Source organism: Accumulibacter sp. (genome assembly GCF_029255145.1).
Classification (GTDB): domain Bacteria; phylum Pseudomonadota; class Gammaproteobacteria; order Burkholderiales; family Rhodocyclaceae; genus Accumulibacter.
This window is the reverse complement of record NZ_JAPUVQ010000094.1, coordinates 13,428-28,267: the sequence shown is the minus strand read 5'-3', so window position 1 is coordinate 28,267 and position 14,840 is coordinate 13,428. Positions and strand designations below refer to the sequence as shown.

Annotated in this window: 12 protein-coding genes and 1 pseudogene; 9 read left to right on the top strand and 4 right to left on the bottom strand. The window is 67.3% G+C overall.

Annotation, left to right across the window (positions count from 1 at the left end):
• Positions 1 to 98 precede the first annotated feature (98 nt).
• On the bottom strand, positions 99 to 1,892 hold the full coding sequence (gene sulP, locus Q1L50_RS09270) for a sulfate permease (protein WP_300337790.1): 1,794 nt from the start codon (positions 1,890 to 1,892) through the stop codon (positions 99 to 101).
• A gap of 415 nt (positions 1,893 to 2,307) precedes the next feature.
• Between sulP and Q1L50_RS09265 the strand changes: the two genes are divergently transcribed.
• Both Q1L50_RS09265 and Q1L50_RS09260 read left to right on the top strand, forming a co-directional pair.
• Entirely contained in the window at positions 2,308 to 2,856 is a 549-nt protein-coding gene (locus tag Q1L50_RS09265) for a cytochrome b (RefSeq protein ID WP_300337789.1), read from the top strand.
• A 23-nt stretch (positions 2,857 to 2,879) separates the two neighbouring features.
• Positions 2,880 to 3,077, top strand: a pseudogene (locus Q1L50_RS09260) (VIT1/CCC1 transporter family protein); the annotation flags it as partial.
• 338 nt (positions 3,078 to 3,415) lie between these two features.
• Here Q1L50_RS09260 and Q1L50_RS09255 read toward each other — a convergent pair.
• Both Q1L50_RS09255 and queF read right to left on the bottom strand, forming a co-directional pair.
• The gene (locus tag Q1L50_RS09255) at positions 3,416 to 4,126 is read right to left on the bottom strand and encodes a UPF0149 family protein (protein ID WP_300337787.1); all 711 of its coding nucleotides are present in this window, start codon (positions 4,124 to 4,126) and stop codon (positions 3,416 to 3,418) included.
• Between the two features lie 4 nt (positions 4,127 to 4,130).
• A complete protein-coding gene (gene queF / locus Q1L50_RS09250) occupies positions 4,131 to 4,562 on the bottom strand; it encodes a preQ(1) synthase (protein ID WP_300337786.1) in 432 nt (143 codons plus the stop codon).
• Between the two features lie 232 nt (positions 4,563 to 4,794).
• Between queF and smc the strand changes: the two genes are divergently transcribed.
• The 7 genes from smc (at position 4,795) to Q1L50_RS09215 (ending at position 14,093) form a co-directional block, all read left to right on the top strand.
• Positions 4,795 to 8,301, top strand: coding sequence for a chromosome segregation protein SMC (gene smc, locus Q1L50_RS09245; RefSeq protein ID WP_300337785.1), 3,507 nt, complete (start codon positions 4,795 to 4,797; stop codon positions 8,299 to 8,301).
• Positions 8,302 to 8,309: 8 nt separating this feature from the next.
• On the top strand, positions 8,310 to 9,584 hold the full coding sequence (locus Q1L50_RS09240) for a cell division protein ZipA C-terminal FtsZ-binding domain-containing protein (protein ID WP_300337783.1): 1,275 nt from the start codon (positions 8,310 to 8,312) through the stop codon (positions 9,582 to 9,584).
• 16 nt (positions 9,585 to 9,600) lie between these two features.
• Positions 9,601 to 11,643: an NAD-dependent DNA ligase LigA gene (ligA, locus tag Q1L50_RS09235; RefSeq protein WP_300337781.1), complete on the top strand. Its 2,043-nt coding sequence runs from the start codon at positions 9,601 to 9,603 to the stop codon at positions 11,641 to 11,643.
• Positions 11,640 to 12,188 carry a hypoxanthine-guanine phosphoribosyltransferase gene (locus Q1L50_RS09230; protein WP_300337779.1) on the top strand — a complete coding sequence of 183 codons (549 nt, stop codon included), beginning with the start codon at positions 11,640 to 11,642 and terminating at the stop codon, positions 12,186 to 12,188. Before ligA ends, Q1L50_RS09230 begins: the two co-directional genes overlap by 4 nt.
• Positions 12,189 to 12,223: 35 nt before the next feature.
• Positions 12,224 to 12,967 carry an S-methyl-5'-thioinosine phosphorylase gene (locus Q1L50_RS09225; protein ID WP_300337777.1) on the top strand — a complete coding sequence of 248 codons (744 nt, stop codon included), beginning with the start codon at positions 12,224 to 12,226 and terminating at the stop codon, positions 12,965 to 12,967.
• Positions 12,960 to 13,493, top strand: a complete 534-nt coding sequence (def, locus tag Q1L50_RS09220; RefSeq protein ID WP_300337775.1) for a peptide deformylase — start codon at positions 12,960 to 12,962, stop codon at positions 13,491 to 13,493. Before Q1L50_RS09225 ends, def begins: the two co-directional genes overlap by 8 nt.
• 93 nt (positions 13,494 to 13,586) lie before the next feature.
• The gene (locus Q1L50_RS09215) at positions 13,587 to 14,093 is read left to right on the top strand and encodes a low molecular weight protein-tyrosine-phosphatase (RefSeq protein WP_300337773.1); all 507 of its coding nucleotides are present in this window, start codon (positions 13,587 to 13,589) and stop codon (positions 14,091 to 14,093) included.
• 64 nt (positions 14,094 to 14,157) lie between these two features.
• Here Q1L50_RS09215 and Q1L50_RS09210 read toward each other — a convergent pair whose 3' ends face one another.
• On the bottom strand, positions 14,158 to 14,826 hold the full coding sequence (locus Q1L50_RS09210; protein WP_300337771.1) for a hypothetical protein: 669 nt from the start codon (positions 14,824 to 14,826) through the stop codon (positions 14,158 to 14,160).
• Positions 14,827 to 14,840: the final 14 nt, after the last annotated feature.

The window sequence follows — 14,840 nt, the reverse complement described above, 5'->3', positions numbered from 1 at the left end:
GACGATCACCTCAGGAGGGGGCCACAGGATAACGAGACGTTCGCCACCAGCTGGTCGGTGTTTTGCCCGAACGATCGATCAGGCCTGGCTTCAGCTTCTCAGGAACTGGAGGGCTTGTTCTTCCACTCCACCACCACGTCCGGATAGGTTCTGAGGTAGGTGTTCACCGCTTCGCCGATGGTCGGAAAGAAGACTTCCGCGCCGAGCCGCGAAAAGAGCCCGAAGCGCTTGAGCTTGTCCTGCACGGGATCCTTCATCTCGGCGAAGCACAGCTCGATGCCGGCCGCCTGCAGGGTCTCGTCGAGCTTGGCGACGATGTCGGCGGCGGTGACGTCCACGCTGGTGACCGGTTCCGCGGTAATCACCAGCCAGCGTACCGGCGTCGGCGAGGCGGCCACGGCGTCGAGGGCGCGCTCGTGGAACCACTCGGCATTGGCGAAAAACAGCGGCGCCGCCCAGCGAAAGAGGACCAGGCCGGGAATCAGGCGGGCATCCGGGTGACGCGAGATGTCGTGGTAGCCATTGATGCCCTTGACGCGGCCCAGTATCGCCGAGTCGGGACTCCAGCCATCCCAGAGGAACTCGATCACGGCCAGCAGGATCGCCAGGCCAATGCCGGGAATGGCGCCCAGAACGACGACGCCGACGGAACAGGTGATCGAAAGCCAGAACTCCCAGCGCTGGATGCGGTAGATACGCCGCAGATCGGCGATCTCGAACAGGCCGATGGCTGCAGCGATCACCACCGCCCCAAGCGCGGTGTTCGGCAGGTACTGCAGCAGGTTTGGCGCGACCAACAGCAGCAGGGCCACGGCCAGGGCGCCGACGACGCTGGTCAGCTGGGTGGTGGCGCCGGCGGCCTCCGCCACCGGGGTGCGCGATGAACTGCTGCTGATCGGAAACCCCTGGAAAAATCCGGCGGCCAGGTTGGCCACGCCCAGCCCGACCATCTCCTGGTTCGGGTCCACGTGGCTGGCGGTCTTTTCGGCATAGGTGCGCGAGAGCACGCTGGTGTCGGCGAAAGAGACGATGGCGACGGCAAAGCCGCCCATCAGGACCGACGCGACATCGGCAGGCGTTATCCACGGGATGGCGAAGGCGGGCAAGCCCTGCGGCAGCGAACCGAGGACCGACAGGCCGCGGGTGTCCAGTTCGAGCGTCGCGACGAGGACGGTCGCGCTGATCACGGCGATCAGTATCCCCGGAATGCGCTTGTTGCGTTTGAGCAGCATGATCAGCGCCAGGGTGCCGCCGCCGACCAGCAGCGCGATCACGTTCGTCTTGCCAGCCAGCAGGGCCTGAACGAAGGCCCAGAGCTTGTGCAGCGGATCGTCGCCCTCGACCGAGAAACCGAAGAGCTTGGGCAGCTGGCTGATCAGCACCGTCAGCGCAATCCCGTTCATGTAGCCGTAGCGGATCGGCTTGGAGAGCAGTTCGGTGACGAAGCCCAGACGGGCGAAGCCTGCCAGGATGCAGAGAACCCCCGACACCACCGCCATCATGCTGGCCAGAGCGATGGCGCGCAGCGGGTCGCCGCCGGACAGCGGCAGGACGACGGCGAGGATCAAGGCGGCTAGCGAGGAATCCGGCCCAAGCACGAGAATTCGGCTCGGTCCGAACAGCGCATAGGCGAGCAGCGGGATGATCGTGGCGTAAAGGCCGTAGATGCCGGGCACGCCCGAGGCCACGGCGTAGGCAATGCCGACCGGCACCAGCATGGTGGTCAGCACCAGGCCGGCGGCGATGTCGTGGCGCAGCCAGGCCATCTCGTAATGACGCAGGGTGTAAAGGCCCGGCAGCCACCTCAACCAGCCCACCTGGTCGGCGGCTCCCTGTCGGGCGGCGATGCGGCCGGGTTCCGGACGAGGTTCGGCAGGATTCGATTCATTCATGTCGCCGGTTCCTGTTGAGCAGCTGGGGGCAGATGTGCCTCACCGCTTATCATCGCATACGCTGCCGCGGGCAGAAAGCCAGGGAAGCCAGCGGGGACAACAGCGACAGCGCCGTTAGCCGGTCAGGCCGTGTCGGCCGCGGGACTCGCCACGGTGCCGGACATGGTGCGGCTTGGGCCAAAAGCAGATTGCCCGCTTGCGGATCGAAGGTCCTGGTCAGCCGCGAGCCAGCCGGCGTCCGCAGCGGACCGGCCGCGTCTCGGGTGGCGCGGCGTGGACTGCTGTTTGCCCCGAGCGCGTTGCCGCACAGACCGAATGGCGTGTTCCACCGAGGATGCCCGCTGCAACTCACAAAAACTGCAGGGAAAGCCGTTTTTCCATAGCCTGCCAACTTGCACTTCCTGGGAGCACGCTCATGAGTTGGCGCAATAGGACGGACCGTTACGGATCGCTGTCGATCGGGTTGCACTGGTTGATGCTGCTACTCTTCGTGGCGGTGTATGCCTGTATCGAACTGCGCGAATACTTCCCCAAAGGAAGCGATCCTCGCGAGGCGTTGAAAACCTGGCACTTCATGCTCGGCTTGTCCCTATTCGTCCTCGCTGCGCTGCGCCTGCTGGTTCGCCTGACCGGCCCTGTGCCGCGCATTGAACCGGATCCGCCAGCGTGGCAGAAGTTGTCCGCCAGGCTGATGCACGCGGCCCTCTATGCCCTGATGATTGGCATGCCACTGGCGGGGTGGCTGCTGCTCAGCGCGGCAGGAAAGCCGATCCCGTTCTTCGCTCTGCAACTGCCGGCGCTGATCGGTGAAAGCAAGAATCTCGCCAACACGATCAAGGAGATACACGAGGTCGGGGGTAAGGTGGGTTACGTTCTCATTGGCCTGCATGCTGCCGCCGCTCTGTTTCACCACTACTTTGTACGCGACGACACGCTCCAGCGGATGCTTCCGGGCCAGGATTGAGTCCGACCGGCCGACCGAGATCTCTGCCCGATGAACGCTTCGCGCCGCCACCCCGAAGCTCAGCGGAACGACCGTCTTGGCGGGTGCGCGCCGCCGTACTCGGTGCCGACGACGGCATCGTCTCGACGGCCCGCCTGCTGGTCGGCGTCGCCGCTGCCAGTGCCAGCGCTGGCAACATTCTGCTCACCGGCGTTGCCGGCCTGGTGGCCGGCACCATGTCGGGGGATCGGCGGGATCTGCGGTTTCGTCGGCGCTCCCTGCGGACGAAAGCCGCCACCGCAGGCAGGCTTGTCCACGCTCGACACATCATTTTACCGGGGACCCAGATGACTCGATTCCAGGCGCTCGCCTGGTGCATGCTGTCGGTCGTCGGGAGTCCCGTCATGGCCATTGACGACACTGGAGACCTTGACCGAGCCCAATGACGCGCGCGTGCTGCTGTCGACCGGCGCCCGTGCCTCTTGTGAGAGGCCTTGGCGGGTGGCGCTGCGGCGCATCCCCGCGGCCACGTCGCTGACTTTAAGGCACGCCCGGGCCGCCGCTCGTCGTCCTCAGGTCGTTACGTCGCGCCGCAGCATTTCTTGAACTTCCGGCCGCTGCCGCAGGGGCAGGGGTCGTTGCGACCGACCTTGGGGGCTTCGCGGCGGATGGTCCCGACGCTGCGTCTGGCGGTCCAGAAGCGGTAGATGTTGGCGACCACCTGCGGCAGTTTTTCCTCGCTTTCGATCTGCAGGCGCCGCAGTTCCTCGCCCGAGAACCATTCTTCGCCGGCGGCACCGGCGGCTGCCTCGGCGTCGCCGGTGAGCAAGAACAGCGTGAATAGTTGCTCGTCGAGGTAACAGACGTCTTCGTTGTCTTGCTTGCCGTCTTCCGCGCCGAGTGCGGCGAACCAGTCTTCAGCCGCCGTGTCGATGCCGTGCAGGAAGCCCTGGCACCAGGCGACGTAGTCGTCGGCGCTGCTCTGGTCATCGTCGACCGGGTAGAGCAGCAGTTCCGGCGGCTCGCCGCTCGCCAGTTCGTCCTGTAGTTCGGCGGCGAACACGCGCAGCAGGCCGGCGGCCTGGCGACCGTGTTCACTGGTGCCGAGTTCGGCGCTGCCCAGCACTTCGCCCAGCCACTGTTCCTCGGCCATCGGCCGCGGACCCGACAGCGCCGCGCACAGGTAGCCATGCGCTTCGTCGAGCCGCATCGCCTGGGCCAGCGCGGGGTCGCCGAGCAGACGTTCCAGGCGCAGGAGTTGGGGGTCGGCGAGGGCTGCGGGCGGGCTCACGATCTCAGTCCCGGGTATTCGATTGGCGGTCGAAGTCAGTCAGCCGGACCGTGGGTGTCGGCGTCCAGTCGGCTTGCCGGTGTTCGGCGACGATGGTGGTGAAAATCCCGCCGCGTACGTAGAAGCGGGCGGTCAGCTGCATGTAGCGCGGCTGCGTGATGCGCGCCAGGTCATCGAGGATGCGGTTGGTGACGTCCTCGTGAAAACAGCCGACGTTGCGGAACGACCAGATGTACAGCTTCAGGCTCTTCAGTTCGACGCAGTTCCGGTCGGGTATGTAATCGAGGATCAGCGTTGCGAAATCGGGTTGCCCGGTCTTCGGGCACAGGCAGGTGAATTCGGGGATCTCCATGTGGATACGAAAATCCCGCTGCGGCGCCGGGTTGGGAAAAGTGGCCAGGGCTGTGGTCTGGGCTTCGGCCGGTGGTGCGCTCATGGTTGTTCCGGGTGGCGTTGCACAGTGGCGAGGGGTGGCGAGGGGTGGCGAGGGGTGGCAAACCGGCAGGCGAATCGGGCAGGCAGGATGCTATTATAGGCGACCGTTTTTGTGCCCCGCCGGACTATTTGCTTGCCGCGAGCTTCCCGGGCGCGGGTGTCACTCGCGCGAGACAGGGCTTTTACCGATTTCTTCCAGCGCCGCCGCGTAGGCCGCGCACCCGTTCCAGCTCATGCGCCTGACCAAACTGAAACTCGCCGGCTTCAAATCCTTTGTTGATCCCACGACCATCGCGCTGCCCGGTCAGCTGGTTGGCGTCGTCGGACCCAACGGTTGCGGCAAGTCCAATGTAATGGATTCGGTGCGCTGGGTGCTGGGCGAGTCGAAGGCCTCGGAGTTGCGTGGCGAGTCGATGCAGGACGTGATCTTCAACGGTTCGGGGTCGCGCAAACCGGTGTCCCGGGCGGCCGTCGAACTGGTCTTCGACAACACCCTCGGTCGCCTCGCCGGGCAGTGGTCGCAATATGCCGAACTGTCGGTCAAGCGGCTGTTGACGCGCGCCGGCCAGTCCGAGTACTACATCAACAACCAGCACGTCCGGCGCAAGGATGTCACCGATCTGTTTCTCGGTACCGGCCTTGGTCCGCGCGCTTACGCGATCATCGGCCAGGGCACCATCTCGCGGATCATCGAGGCCAAGCCGGACGAGCTGCGGGTTTTTCTCGAGGAAGCCGCCGGGGTCTCCCGCTACAAGGAAAGGCGCAAGGAAACCGGGCATCGTCTGGCCGATACGCGCGAAAACCTGACCCGCGTCGAAGACATTCGTCTCGAACTCGGTTTCCAGATGGAGCGCCTGGAGGGCCAGGCCGGCGTTGCTCGCCAGTATCGCCAGTACAGCGACGACCTGACCCGCAAGCAGCAGCTGCTGTGGTTGCTGCGCCGCAACGAGGCGCAGGCCGAACGCGAACGACTGGCGCGCGAGGTCGGGCAGGCGACCACCGACCTGGAGGCCGGCAACGCCGCGCTGCGCGACACCGAGGCGCGTCTCGAAGAGGCCCGCGAAGCGCACTTCGCCGGCAGCGACGGCGTGCACCGCGCGCAGAGCGAGCTCTTCGTAGCCAACGCCGAAGTGGCGCGGCTGGAAGCCGAAATCCGCCATCGGCGCGAAGCCCAGCGCGAGTACGAGACGCGCCTCGCCCAGCTGACCGACGATCGTCAGCACTGGCTGACGCAGGCCGCGAAACTGGCCGACGACGAGCAGCGCTGGCAGGAGCTGCTGGCGCTGGCCGACGATCGAGTCGAGCAGGGCCGGCTGCGCCTTGAAGCGCGCCAGGAACGCTTGCCGCTGGCCGAGGAACGACACGCCGCGGCGGTCGAAGCGGTCAGCCGCCAACGCGCGGCGATTGCCCAGGCCGAGCAGCGGCTGCACGTCGAGCAGGCGAATCGCGGGCACGCGCAGCGCTCCCTGCAGACCATCGCCAGCCGGCGGCAACGCCTGACAGGCGAGCGCGAAGCGATGCCGGCCCCCGACCATGGCGAGTTGGCCGCCAGGCAGGAGGAGCTGGTCGAGGTGAGGGAGCGGATCAGCGCTGCGCAGGAGCAGCAGCAGGACCGCCAACACCAGCTGCCGCGCCTGGAACAGCAGCGCCGGCAAGTCCTCGGCGAAGTGCAGCAGGCGCAGAAGGAGCGCGCCGAGGCCAATGCCCGGCGCAGCGCCCTGCAGCAGCTGCAGCAGCGCCTGCAGAACAATGGCCAGCTCGACGACTGGTTGCGCCGCCATCACCTGCAGCACGGCGAAGCGCTCTGGAAATCCCTGCAGGTCGACGCCGGCTGGGAGGATGCGGTCGAAGCCGTCCTGCGCGAGCGGCTCGGCGCCCTGCGGGCAGACGCCGCCGACCCGGCGTGGAGCCAGGACCGGCCGGGCAGCAAGCTGACCTTGCTGTTGCCGGCGGCGGGCACGCCGGTCGCTGGCGCGGCGGCTGACGACCGGCTGCTGGCGCGAATACGCTGCCAGCAGCCCGAGCTGTCGGCGATTCTTGCCGACTGGCTGGCCGGCGTGCTGACCGCGCCGGATCTCGCGGCAGCTCTGGCGCGCCGGGCCGAGCTGTCGGGCGCCGGGTGTTGCGTGACCCCCGGCGGCGACCTCGTCAGCCGGCAGAGCGTGACCCTGTTCGCGCCGGATAGCGGCGCGCACGGTCTGCTCGAACGCCAGCGCGAGATCGACGGCCTGGTCAGCATCATCGGCGAGCGCGAAGAGCGGGTCGAGCAGGCGCAGGCGGGGCTGGCGGAGATCGAGCAGGTGCTGCTCGATGCGCAGCAGCGCCTGCATGACTCGCGACAGCAGCTTGGCGCTCTGCAGGACCGCGCACACGCCCTGCAGGTCGAAACGCTGAAGCTCTCGCAGGCGCACGAACGCTTCCGTGAGCGGCAGGCGCAGATCGACGACAACCTGGCGGAACTGACCGCCGAGGAAGAGAGCGAGAGCGAACGCCTGTTCGTCGCCGACGAGGCGATCGCGCTGCAGGGCGAACAGGTCGCCGAGCTGCGGACGGTAATGGACGGCGCGCGGGCACTTTTCGAGCAGGCCGAACGCGCGCTGCGCGACGAGCGCGAGCAGTTGGCCGGAGCCGAGCGCGACCTGCGCGAGGCCGAGTTCTCGCAGCGTGAATGCCGCAGCAAACTGGACGAACTGGGCAACGGCCGGGCGCTGGCCAAGCAGCAGCTCGAACGTCTGGACGACGAACTGCGGCGCTGCCAGGAGAGCAGCACGGCGATGCAGGCCGACGACCTGGAACCGCGCCTGCAGGAGGCGCTCGATCATCGTGTTGCCGGCGAGCACGCGCTGGCGTACGCCCGCGACGCGCTGGAAGCGGCGGCGACCGGCCTGCGCACGCTCGACGAACAGCGGCTGAAGGTCGAGCAGAGCCTCGATCCGCTGCGCGACCGGATCGGCGAACTGAAGCTCAAGGAACAGGCGGCGACCCTGAACGTCGAGCAGGCGGCGGCGCAGCTGGCCGATGCCCGGGCCGACGAGGACTCGCTGGCCGGCGAACTCGCCGGCGCGCGGGTCGGCCCCCTGCAGAGCGCGATCGGCGCCCTGCAGCGCTCGATCGATGCGCTCGGCGCGGTCAACCTGGCGGCACTCGACGAGCTGGAAGCGGCGCGCGAGCGCAAAGGCTACCTGGACGCGCAGTCGGAAGACCTGACGCAGGCCATGGAGACGCTGGAAAATGCGATTCGCCGCATCGACCGCGAGACGCGAGACCTGCTGCAGAATACCTACGACGCGGTCAACCGCAGTTTCGGCGAGCTTTTTCCGGCGCTCTTCGGCGGCGGTGAGGCGCGACTGATCATGACCGGCGAGGAAATCCTCGACGCCGGCCTGCAGGTGATGGCGCAGCCGCCGGGGAAGAAGAACTCGACGATTCACCTCCTGTCGGGCGGCGAGAAGGCGCTGACGGCGATTGCCCTGGTGTTTTCGATGTTCCAGCTCAACCCGGCGCCGTTCTGCCTGCTTGACGAAGTCGATGCGCCGCTTGACGATACCAACACCGAACGCTTCTGCTCGATGGTCCGGCGCATGTCGACCAACACGCAGTTCCTGTTCATCAGCCACAACAAGATCACGATGGAAATGGCGCAACAGCTCGTCGGTGTCACCATGCAGGAATCCGGCGTCTCGCGCATCGTTGAAGTCGATATGGAAGAAGCTCTGCGCATGCGCGAGCAACTCGTTTAGGAAGAAACATGACCGACTTGCAGATGGGTTTGATCGGCCTCGGCGGCGTCGCCGTGATCGGTGTTCTGGCGTACAACAAGTGGCAGGAGCGCAAGCACCGCAAGATGGCCGAGGAACTGCTGGGCGCCCGCCAGGCCGACGTGCTGCTCGACGAAGCGGGATCCGTCGACAAGGCCCGCGACTTTGCCGGCGGACCGTCGGCAGCGGGGCCTGGCCAGCAGCGGCTCGAGCCGCTGCTGCGGCTGGAGCCGGTGGAAGACGACGCCGAGCAGGCACTGGCGCAGCGCTACCCGCAGTCCGCAGGCGCCGCCGCCGAGGCGGTGAGCGCGGCTTCGGCGCCATCCGGGTCGCCGAAACCGGCCGAGCCACGGCAGGCGGGCCAGGCCGAGCCGGCGACGACCAGGCCCGAGCGCGCCGAGGACGTCGCCGACCGGCGCGACAGTCGTGAAAGTCCGCCGCCGCTATGCGTGCTGTCGCCGACGATCGATTACATCGCTTCGATCCAGGTCGTCGAGCCGGTCGCCGGATATCGCATCCATGAGGTCCAGGGCGCTGCCATCGCGCGGCTGGCAAAGCCGGTCAACTGGATTGGCCTGAACGAGGACTCTCGCGCCTGGGAACCGATCGCCCCGGACAGTGAGCGCGAGTACCGGCACCTCCGGATCGGTCTGCAACTGGTTGACCGCAAGGGTCCGGTGCGCGACGCCGATCTGTCGGTTTTCAAGCTGGCGATGCAGGACCTGGCGACCGAATTGATGGGTGTTGCCGACCTGCCGGCGCGCGAACCGGCCTTGCAGACCGCGGCGCAGCTCGACGAGTTCTGCGCCGGCGTCGACATCCAGATCGGCGTCAACGTGATCAGCCAGGGGCAGGTCTTTCCGGGCACCAAGCTGCGTGCGCTCGCCGAATCGACCGGCATGGTGATCGACGCGGCCGGGCGCTTTGTTCGCTGCGATGACGTCGGCAATGTGCTCTACATGCTGGTCAACCAGGAAACCAGTGGCTTCGCCGCCGAGTCGATCAAGACCCTGAGCACGCATGGCGTGACCTTCCTGCTCGACGTGCCGCGGGTCGCCAGTGGCGAGCGCGTGTTGACGCAGATGGTCGATCAGGCGCGCCGTTTTGCCGAGGCGTTGAACGGTGCGCTGGTCGACGACAATCGGCGGCCGCTGTCGGAGACGGCGATCGAGCCGATCCGCCGGCAGGTGGCACAGTTCCAGGCGGCGATGACGGTCCAGCAGCTGCCGGCCGGTAGCGCCCTGGCGCAGCGCCTGTTCTCCTGATCACCGGGTTCGGCAAATGAGCAGCGGTGATCGTCTCGACAGCTTGCGAGAGGTGATCGAGCAGCACAACTACCAGTACTACGTCCTCGACGCGCCGCAGATCAGCGATGCCGAATACGATCGGCTGTTCGCCGAGCTGCAGGCGCTGGAAGCCGAGCATCCGGAGCGGCTGCGTGCCGATTCGCCGACGCAGCGGGTCGGCGGCGCGCCGCTGCCGCAGTTTGTGCCGGTGGCGCACGCGACGCCGATGCTGTCGCTGAGCAATGCCTTTGCCGACGACGAGGTCGCCGCTTTCGACCACCGCGTCCGCGAGGGACTGGCCGCCGAAGGCGAGATCGCGTATTCGGCCGAGCCCAAGTTCGACGGACTGGCGGTCAGCCTGACCTACGAGATGGGCGTTCTCCGCCGTGGCGCGACGCGCGGCGACGGCACTACCGGTGAGGACGTGACCGCCAATCTGCGGACGCTGCGCAGCATTCCCCTGCGCCTGCGCGGCAGCGGTTGGCCGGCGTCGATCGAGGTCCGCGGCGAGGTTCTGATCTGGCGCAGCGACTTCGCGCGTTTGAACGAGCGGCAGCGCGAGAAGGGCGAGAAGGAGTTCGTCAACCCGCGCAACGCCGCCGCCGGCGCCCTGCGCCAGCTCGACCCGCGGATCACGGCGACGAGGCCGCTGCGTTTCTTCGCCTATGGCCTGGGTGCCATCGACGGCGCCGGCTGGCCAAGCAGCCATTCGGCCTGGCTCGACCGGCTCGCCGGGTGGGGTCTGCCGGTTGCCGGCGAGCGGCGGCGGGTGAGTGGCCTGGCCGGATTGCTGGCCTATTACCAGGAGATCGGCGGCCGTCGCGCGTCCTTGCCGTACGACATCGACGGCGTGGTGTACAAGGTCGACGACCTGGCGGCGCAGGCGCGCCTCGGTTTCGTTTCGCGTGCGCCGCGCTTTGCCATCGCCCACAAGTTCCCGGCCGAGGAGGCGGTCACCGAGCTGCTCGAGATCTCGATCCAGGTCGGCCGGACCGGTGCGCTGACGCCGGTGGCGAGGCTGCAGCCGGTCTTCGTCGGTGGCGTCACGGTGACCAGCGCCACCCTGCACAACGAGGACGAGATTCGCCGCAAGGACGTGCGCATCGGCGACGTGGTCGTCGTTCGCCGCGCCGGCGACGTGATTCCGGAAGTCGTTCGCGTGCTGCTCGACCAGCGACCGGCCACAGCGCGCGCGTTCGTGATGCCGCAGCGCTGCCCGGTGTGTGCCTCCAGCGTCGTCCGCAGCGTCGACGAGAAGGGCGCGGCGGCGGTCGCGCGGTGCAGCGGTGGTCTGTTCTGCCCGGCGCAACGCAAGCAGGCGCTGCTGCACTTTGCCTCGCGGCGCGCGATGGACATCGAAGGGCTGGGCGACCGACTCGTCGAGCAGCTGGTGGACCACGACATCGTGCGCACGCCGGCCGACCTCTACCGGCTGGGCCTGCTGGCGCTGGCCCACCTGGAGCGGATGGCCGACAAGTCGGCGAACAACTTGCTGGCGGCGATCGAGAAGAGCAAGCGGCCGACGCTGGCACGCTTCATTTACGCGCTGGGGATCCGCAACGTCGGCGAGGCGACGGCCCGCGAGCTGGCGCGCCAGTTCGGCAGCCTGGATCGCCTGCTGGCAGCCGATGAGGCGCAGTTGATGCAGGTGCCAGACGTCGGCCCGACCGTCGCGCAGTGCATTCGCCAGTTCTTTTCCGAGCCGCACAACCTTGAAGTGATCGCGCAACTGTGCGCTCCCGGCGGCGTCGTGCCGCAGGAATCCGATGCTGCCGCGCCCGCCGACGGCGTTCTTGCCGGCAAGGTTGTCGTGCTCACCGGGACGCTGCCGTCGCTGACCCGCGAGGCGGCCGGGCAGATGATCATCGCCGCGGGCGGCAAGCTCAGCGCTTCGGTGTCGAAGAAGACCGATTACGTCGTCGCTGGCGCCGAGGCCGGCAGCAAGCTCGAAAAAGCGCGGCAGCTGGGCGTTGAAGTCATTGACCAGGGGCGGTTGCTGGCCTTGCTCGACACCACCCGGGAGCAGCCGGCGCGATGATCGACGGGCAGCAGGCGACCTGTATCCTGGCGGCGGCCGATCTGCTTCACTCGGCCGAGACGGTCGCCGTCGCGATCAGCCGCGTCGCGCGCAGGATTACCGAGACGCTGCGCGACAGCCGTCCAGTCGTGCTCTGCGTGATGAACGGCGGCGTCCCGTTCGCCGGCCAGCTGCTGACCCAGCTCAATTTTCCGCTCGAGTTCGACTACCTGCAGGTCGGCCGCTACGGACAGGCGACCGCCGGCAGCGATCTGTCGTGGCGAGTCGAGCCATCGCTGCCGCTGGCCGGACGCACGGTTCTGGTGGTCGACGACATCCTCGACGAAGGCGTGACGCTGGCGGCGATTCGCGAGCGGGTCGTGCAACTGGGCGCCAGGACTTGCTGGACGGCGGTTCTGGCCGACAAGCTGAACGGCCGCGAGAAGCCGGTGCGCGCCGATTTCGTCGCCCTGACCGTCCCCGATCGCTTCGTTTTCGGCTACGGCATGGACGTTCGCGGCGCCTGGCGAAACCTGCCGGCGATCTACGCGATGCGGGAAGATTGAGATGCCGGCAATCTATGCCATGCAAGAAGACTGAGATGCTGGCGATCATCGGCGGCAGTGGCCTGACCAGTCTGGCGACGCTCGAGGTCTCGCATCGCCAGGCGCTGCAGACGCCGTGGGGCGAACCGTCGGCGGCGCTGAGCTTCGGGCGGATGGGCGGCCGGCCGCTGGTCTTTCTGGCGCGCCACGGCGACGAGCACGGCATCCCGCCGCACCAGGTCAATTATCGGGCGAACCTCTGGGCCTTGTCGCAGAGTGCGCCGGCCGGCATTGTCGCCGTCGCCGCGGTGGGCGGCATTCGTCCGGACCTCAAACCGGGCGATCTGGTCATCCCGCACCAGATCATCGACTACACCTGGGGCCGCGCAGCGACTTTTCACGAATGGCCGCAGAGCGCGGTCACGCACATCGACTTCACCGAACCCTACGATCACGCCTTGCGCGGCAGGCTGCTCGCCGCTGCGCTGGCGATCGGCGTGACCGTCAGCGACTCGGCGGTGTACGCCGCCACGCAAGGGCCGCGCCTCGAAACCGCCGCCGAGATCAACCGCCTCGAAGGCGACGGCGCCGACGTGGTCGGGATGACCGGGATGCCAGAGGCGGCCCTGGCGCGCGAACTTGGCATCCCTTACGCGGCGCTCAACGTCGTCGCCAACCACGCGGCCGGCCGCGCCGTCGGCGGTCAGGCCATCAGCATCGAGGCGATTCACGCCGTCCTGGCGGCGTCGATGCAGCAGGTGCGGGCAATTATCGAAAGGATGCTCGGCGACGATGATTAGACCAGTCCTCCGAATGGGCGACCCGCGGCTGTGGCAGCAGGCCAGGCCGGTCGAGCGTTTCGCGACACCCGAACTGCACGCGCTGCTGGCCGACATGATCGAAACCATGCGTCACCTGGATGGCGCCGGTCTGGCCGCGCCGCAGATTGGCGTCGACCTGCGGCTGGTGATCTTCGGAGTCGATGCCAACCCGCGCTATCCCGACGTCGAGCAGGTGCCGTGGACGGTATTGATCAACCCGCTCCTGACGCCGCTGTCGACCGAGATCGAGGAGGGCTGGGAAGGCTGCCTTTCGGTGCCCGGCCTGCGTGGCTGGGTACCGCGCTGGCAGAATCTGCGCTACACCGGCTTCGACGCCTTCGGGCGACCGATCGACCGCGTCGTCACCGGTTTTCATGCACGCGTCGTGCAGCACGAGTGCGACCACCTCGACGGCATTCTCTATCCGATGCGGATCAGGGATTTCAGCCGCTTCGGCTTCGTCGAGGAGCTGTTTCCGGAGGGGGGCGCCGGTGCCGCCGAGTAGCGGCCGCGATGCGTTCGCCGCCATCGGCCCGGCGCGAACTGCCGGGCCTGCGGCGCCCGAAGGTCTGACTGATCGGCACCGGACAGCCCGATGATGAGCCCCGCAGCCACGACGCCACGCTACCGGATCCTCTTCGTGTGCATGGGCAACATCTGTCGCTCGCCGATGGCCGAGGCCGTGACCCGCAGCATGGCGCAGCGCGAGGGTCTGGCCGGATTGCTGGAAACCGCCTCGGCAGGGACGCACGGCCACTACCATGCCGGCGAGCCGCCCGATGCGCGGGCGCTGCGGGTAGGCGCCCGGCACGGCTACGATCTCTCGAAGATCCGCGCGCGGCGGCTCATCGAAGCCGACTTCGATCGCTTCGACCGCATCCTGGCGCTGGACGAGACCAATCTGGCGATCCTGCAACGGCTGTGCCCCGAGGAGCGCCGCGCCAAGCTCGGACTGTTTCTCGACTATGCCCCGGAACTCGGCATTTCCGAGGTCCCCGATCCGTATTACGGCGCCGAGTCGGGGTTCGAGCGGGTGCTCGACCTCTGCGAGCGCGCCGCCAGAGGGCTGTTGGCCGCCTGCGAGCACGGGCAGGTAGAGCGCTAAACGGGGCGTCCGCGGCGGCCGAGCCCAGGCGAGGCAGAAAGCCGCGATGCCATCGCGCTCCAGTTCAGCCACCGTAAAGAAAGAACCAGAGTGGCACCGGTGCAACAGCAATGGCGGTCACCAGAATGAACTGCGGGAAGGCGATAAGTTTGCTCATTCCCGCGATCAATCCAATCCCGCCGCCACCGCCAAGCAAGGCATTGCCCGGCAAGTTGAGGGCCGCCGCGATGGTCAGATAGCGGTACTTCAAGATGAACGGAGCGATCGCCGCTGGAGCGTGCTCGTTCAGGAAGTCAAGCCTCTGTTGTCGATCCATGAGCTCGAGCTGGCGTACCAGATCGCTGGCTTTATGCAGGTGGAGCCAGCTGAGCAAGGCACCAAGCAGGCGCGGCGGAACGATCTGGCCGATGGCAAAGCTGATCGACAGGGCGAGTACGGTGCACAGGTACACCAGTAGTGCGCCCTTGCTGCCCAGCGTCATCATCAACGCCAGACCAATCTCGATCCCCGGCATGAATGGAGTCAGCAACAACAAGACATAAAGCGCGCTGGTCGCCAGAACGGCAAGGTGGAGAATGGCGTCGTGACGCGGAAATATCTGGAATTCGAGGGCATGCGCGAACCATGATCCGGCGAAATGCAGGGTCCCGACAATGGCTACGACGAGCAGGATTTTCAGGCAAAGAACACGCTTCGAAGTCCGTTCGCTGCCGGGGATCGGATCAGCCGTCATCCTGACTCTCCCTG

Bases quoted from the DNA above. Each gene is read 5' to 3' on its own strand.
- smc (WP_300337785.1), top strand. From the start codon at position 4,795: ATGCGCCTGACCAAACTGAAACTCGCCGGCTTCAAATCCTTTGTTGAT.
- Q1L50_RS09265 (WP_300337789.1), top strand. From the start codon at position 2,308: ATGAGTTGGCGCAATAGGACGGACCGTTACGGATCGCTGTCGATCGGG.
- Q1L50_RS09230 (WP_300337779.1), top strand. From the start codon at position 11,640: ATGATCGACGGGCAGCAGGCGACCTGTATCCTGGCGGCGGCCGATCTG.
- queF (WP_300337786.1), bottom strand. From the start codon at position 4,562: ATGAGCGCACCACCGGCCGAAGCCCAGACCACAGCCCTGGCCACTTTT.
- Q1L50_RS09240 (WP_300337783.1), top strand. From the start codon at position 8,310: ATGACCGACTTGCAGATGGGTTTGATCGGCCTCGGCGGCGTCGCCGTG.
- sulP (WP_300337790.1), bottom strand. From the start codon at position 1,892: ATGAATGAATCGAATCCTGCCGAACCTCGTCCGGAACCCGGCCGCATC.
- Q1L50_RS09210 (WP_300337771.1), bottom strand. From the start codon at position 14,826: ATGACGGCTGATCCGATCCCCGGCAGCGAACGGACTTCGAAGCGTGTT.
- Q1L50_RS09215 (WP_300337773.1), top strand. From the start codon at position 13,587: ATGAGCCCCGCAGCCACGACGCCACGCTACCGGATCCTCTTCGTGTGC.
- Q1L50_RS09225 (WP_300337777.1), top strand. From the start codon at position 12,224: ATGCTGGCGATCATCGGCGGCAGTGGCCTGACCAGTCTGGCGACGCTC.
- def (WP_300337775.1), top strand. From the start codon at position 12,960: ATGATTAGACCAGTCCTCCGAATGGGCGACCCGCGGCTGTGGCAGCAG.
- ligA (WP_300337781.1), top strand. From the start codon at position 9,601: ATGAGCAGCGGTGATCGTCTCGACAGCTTGCGAGAGGTGATCGAGCAG.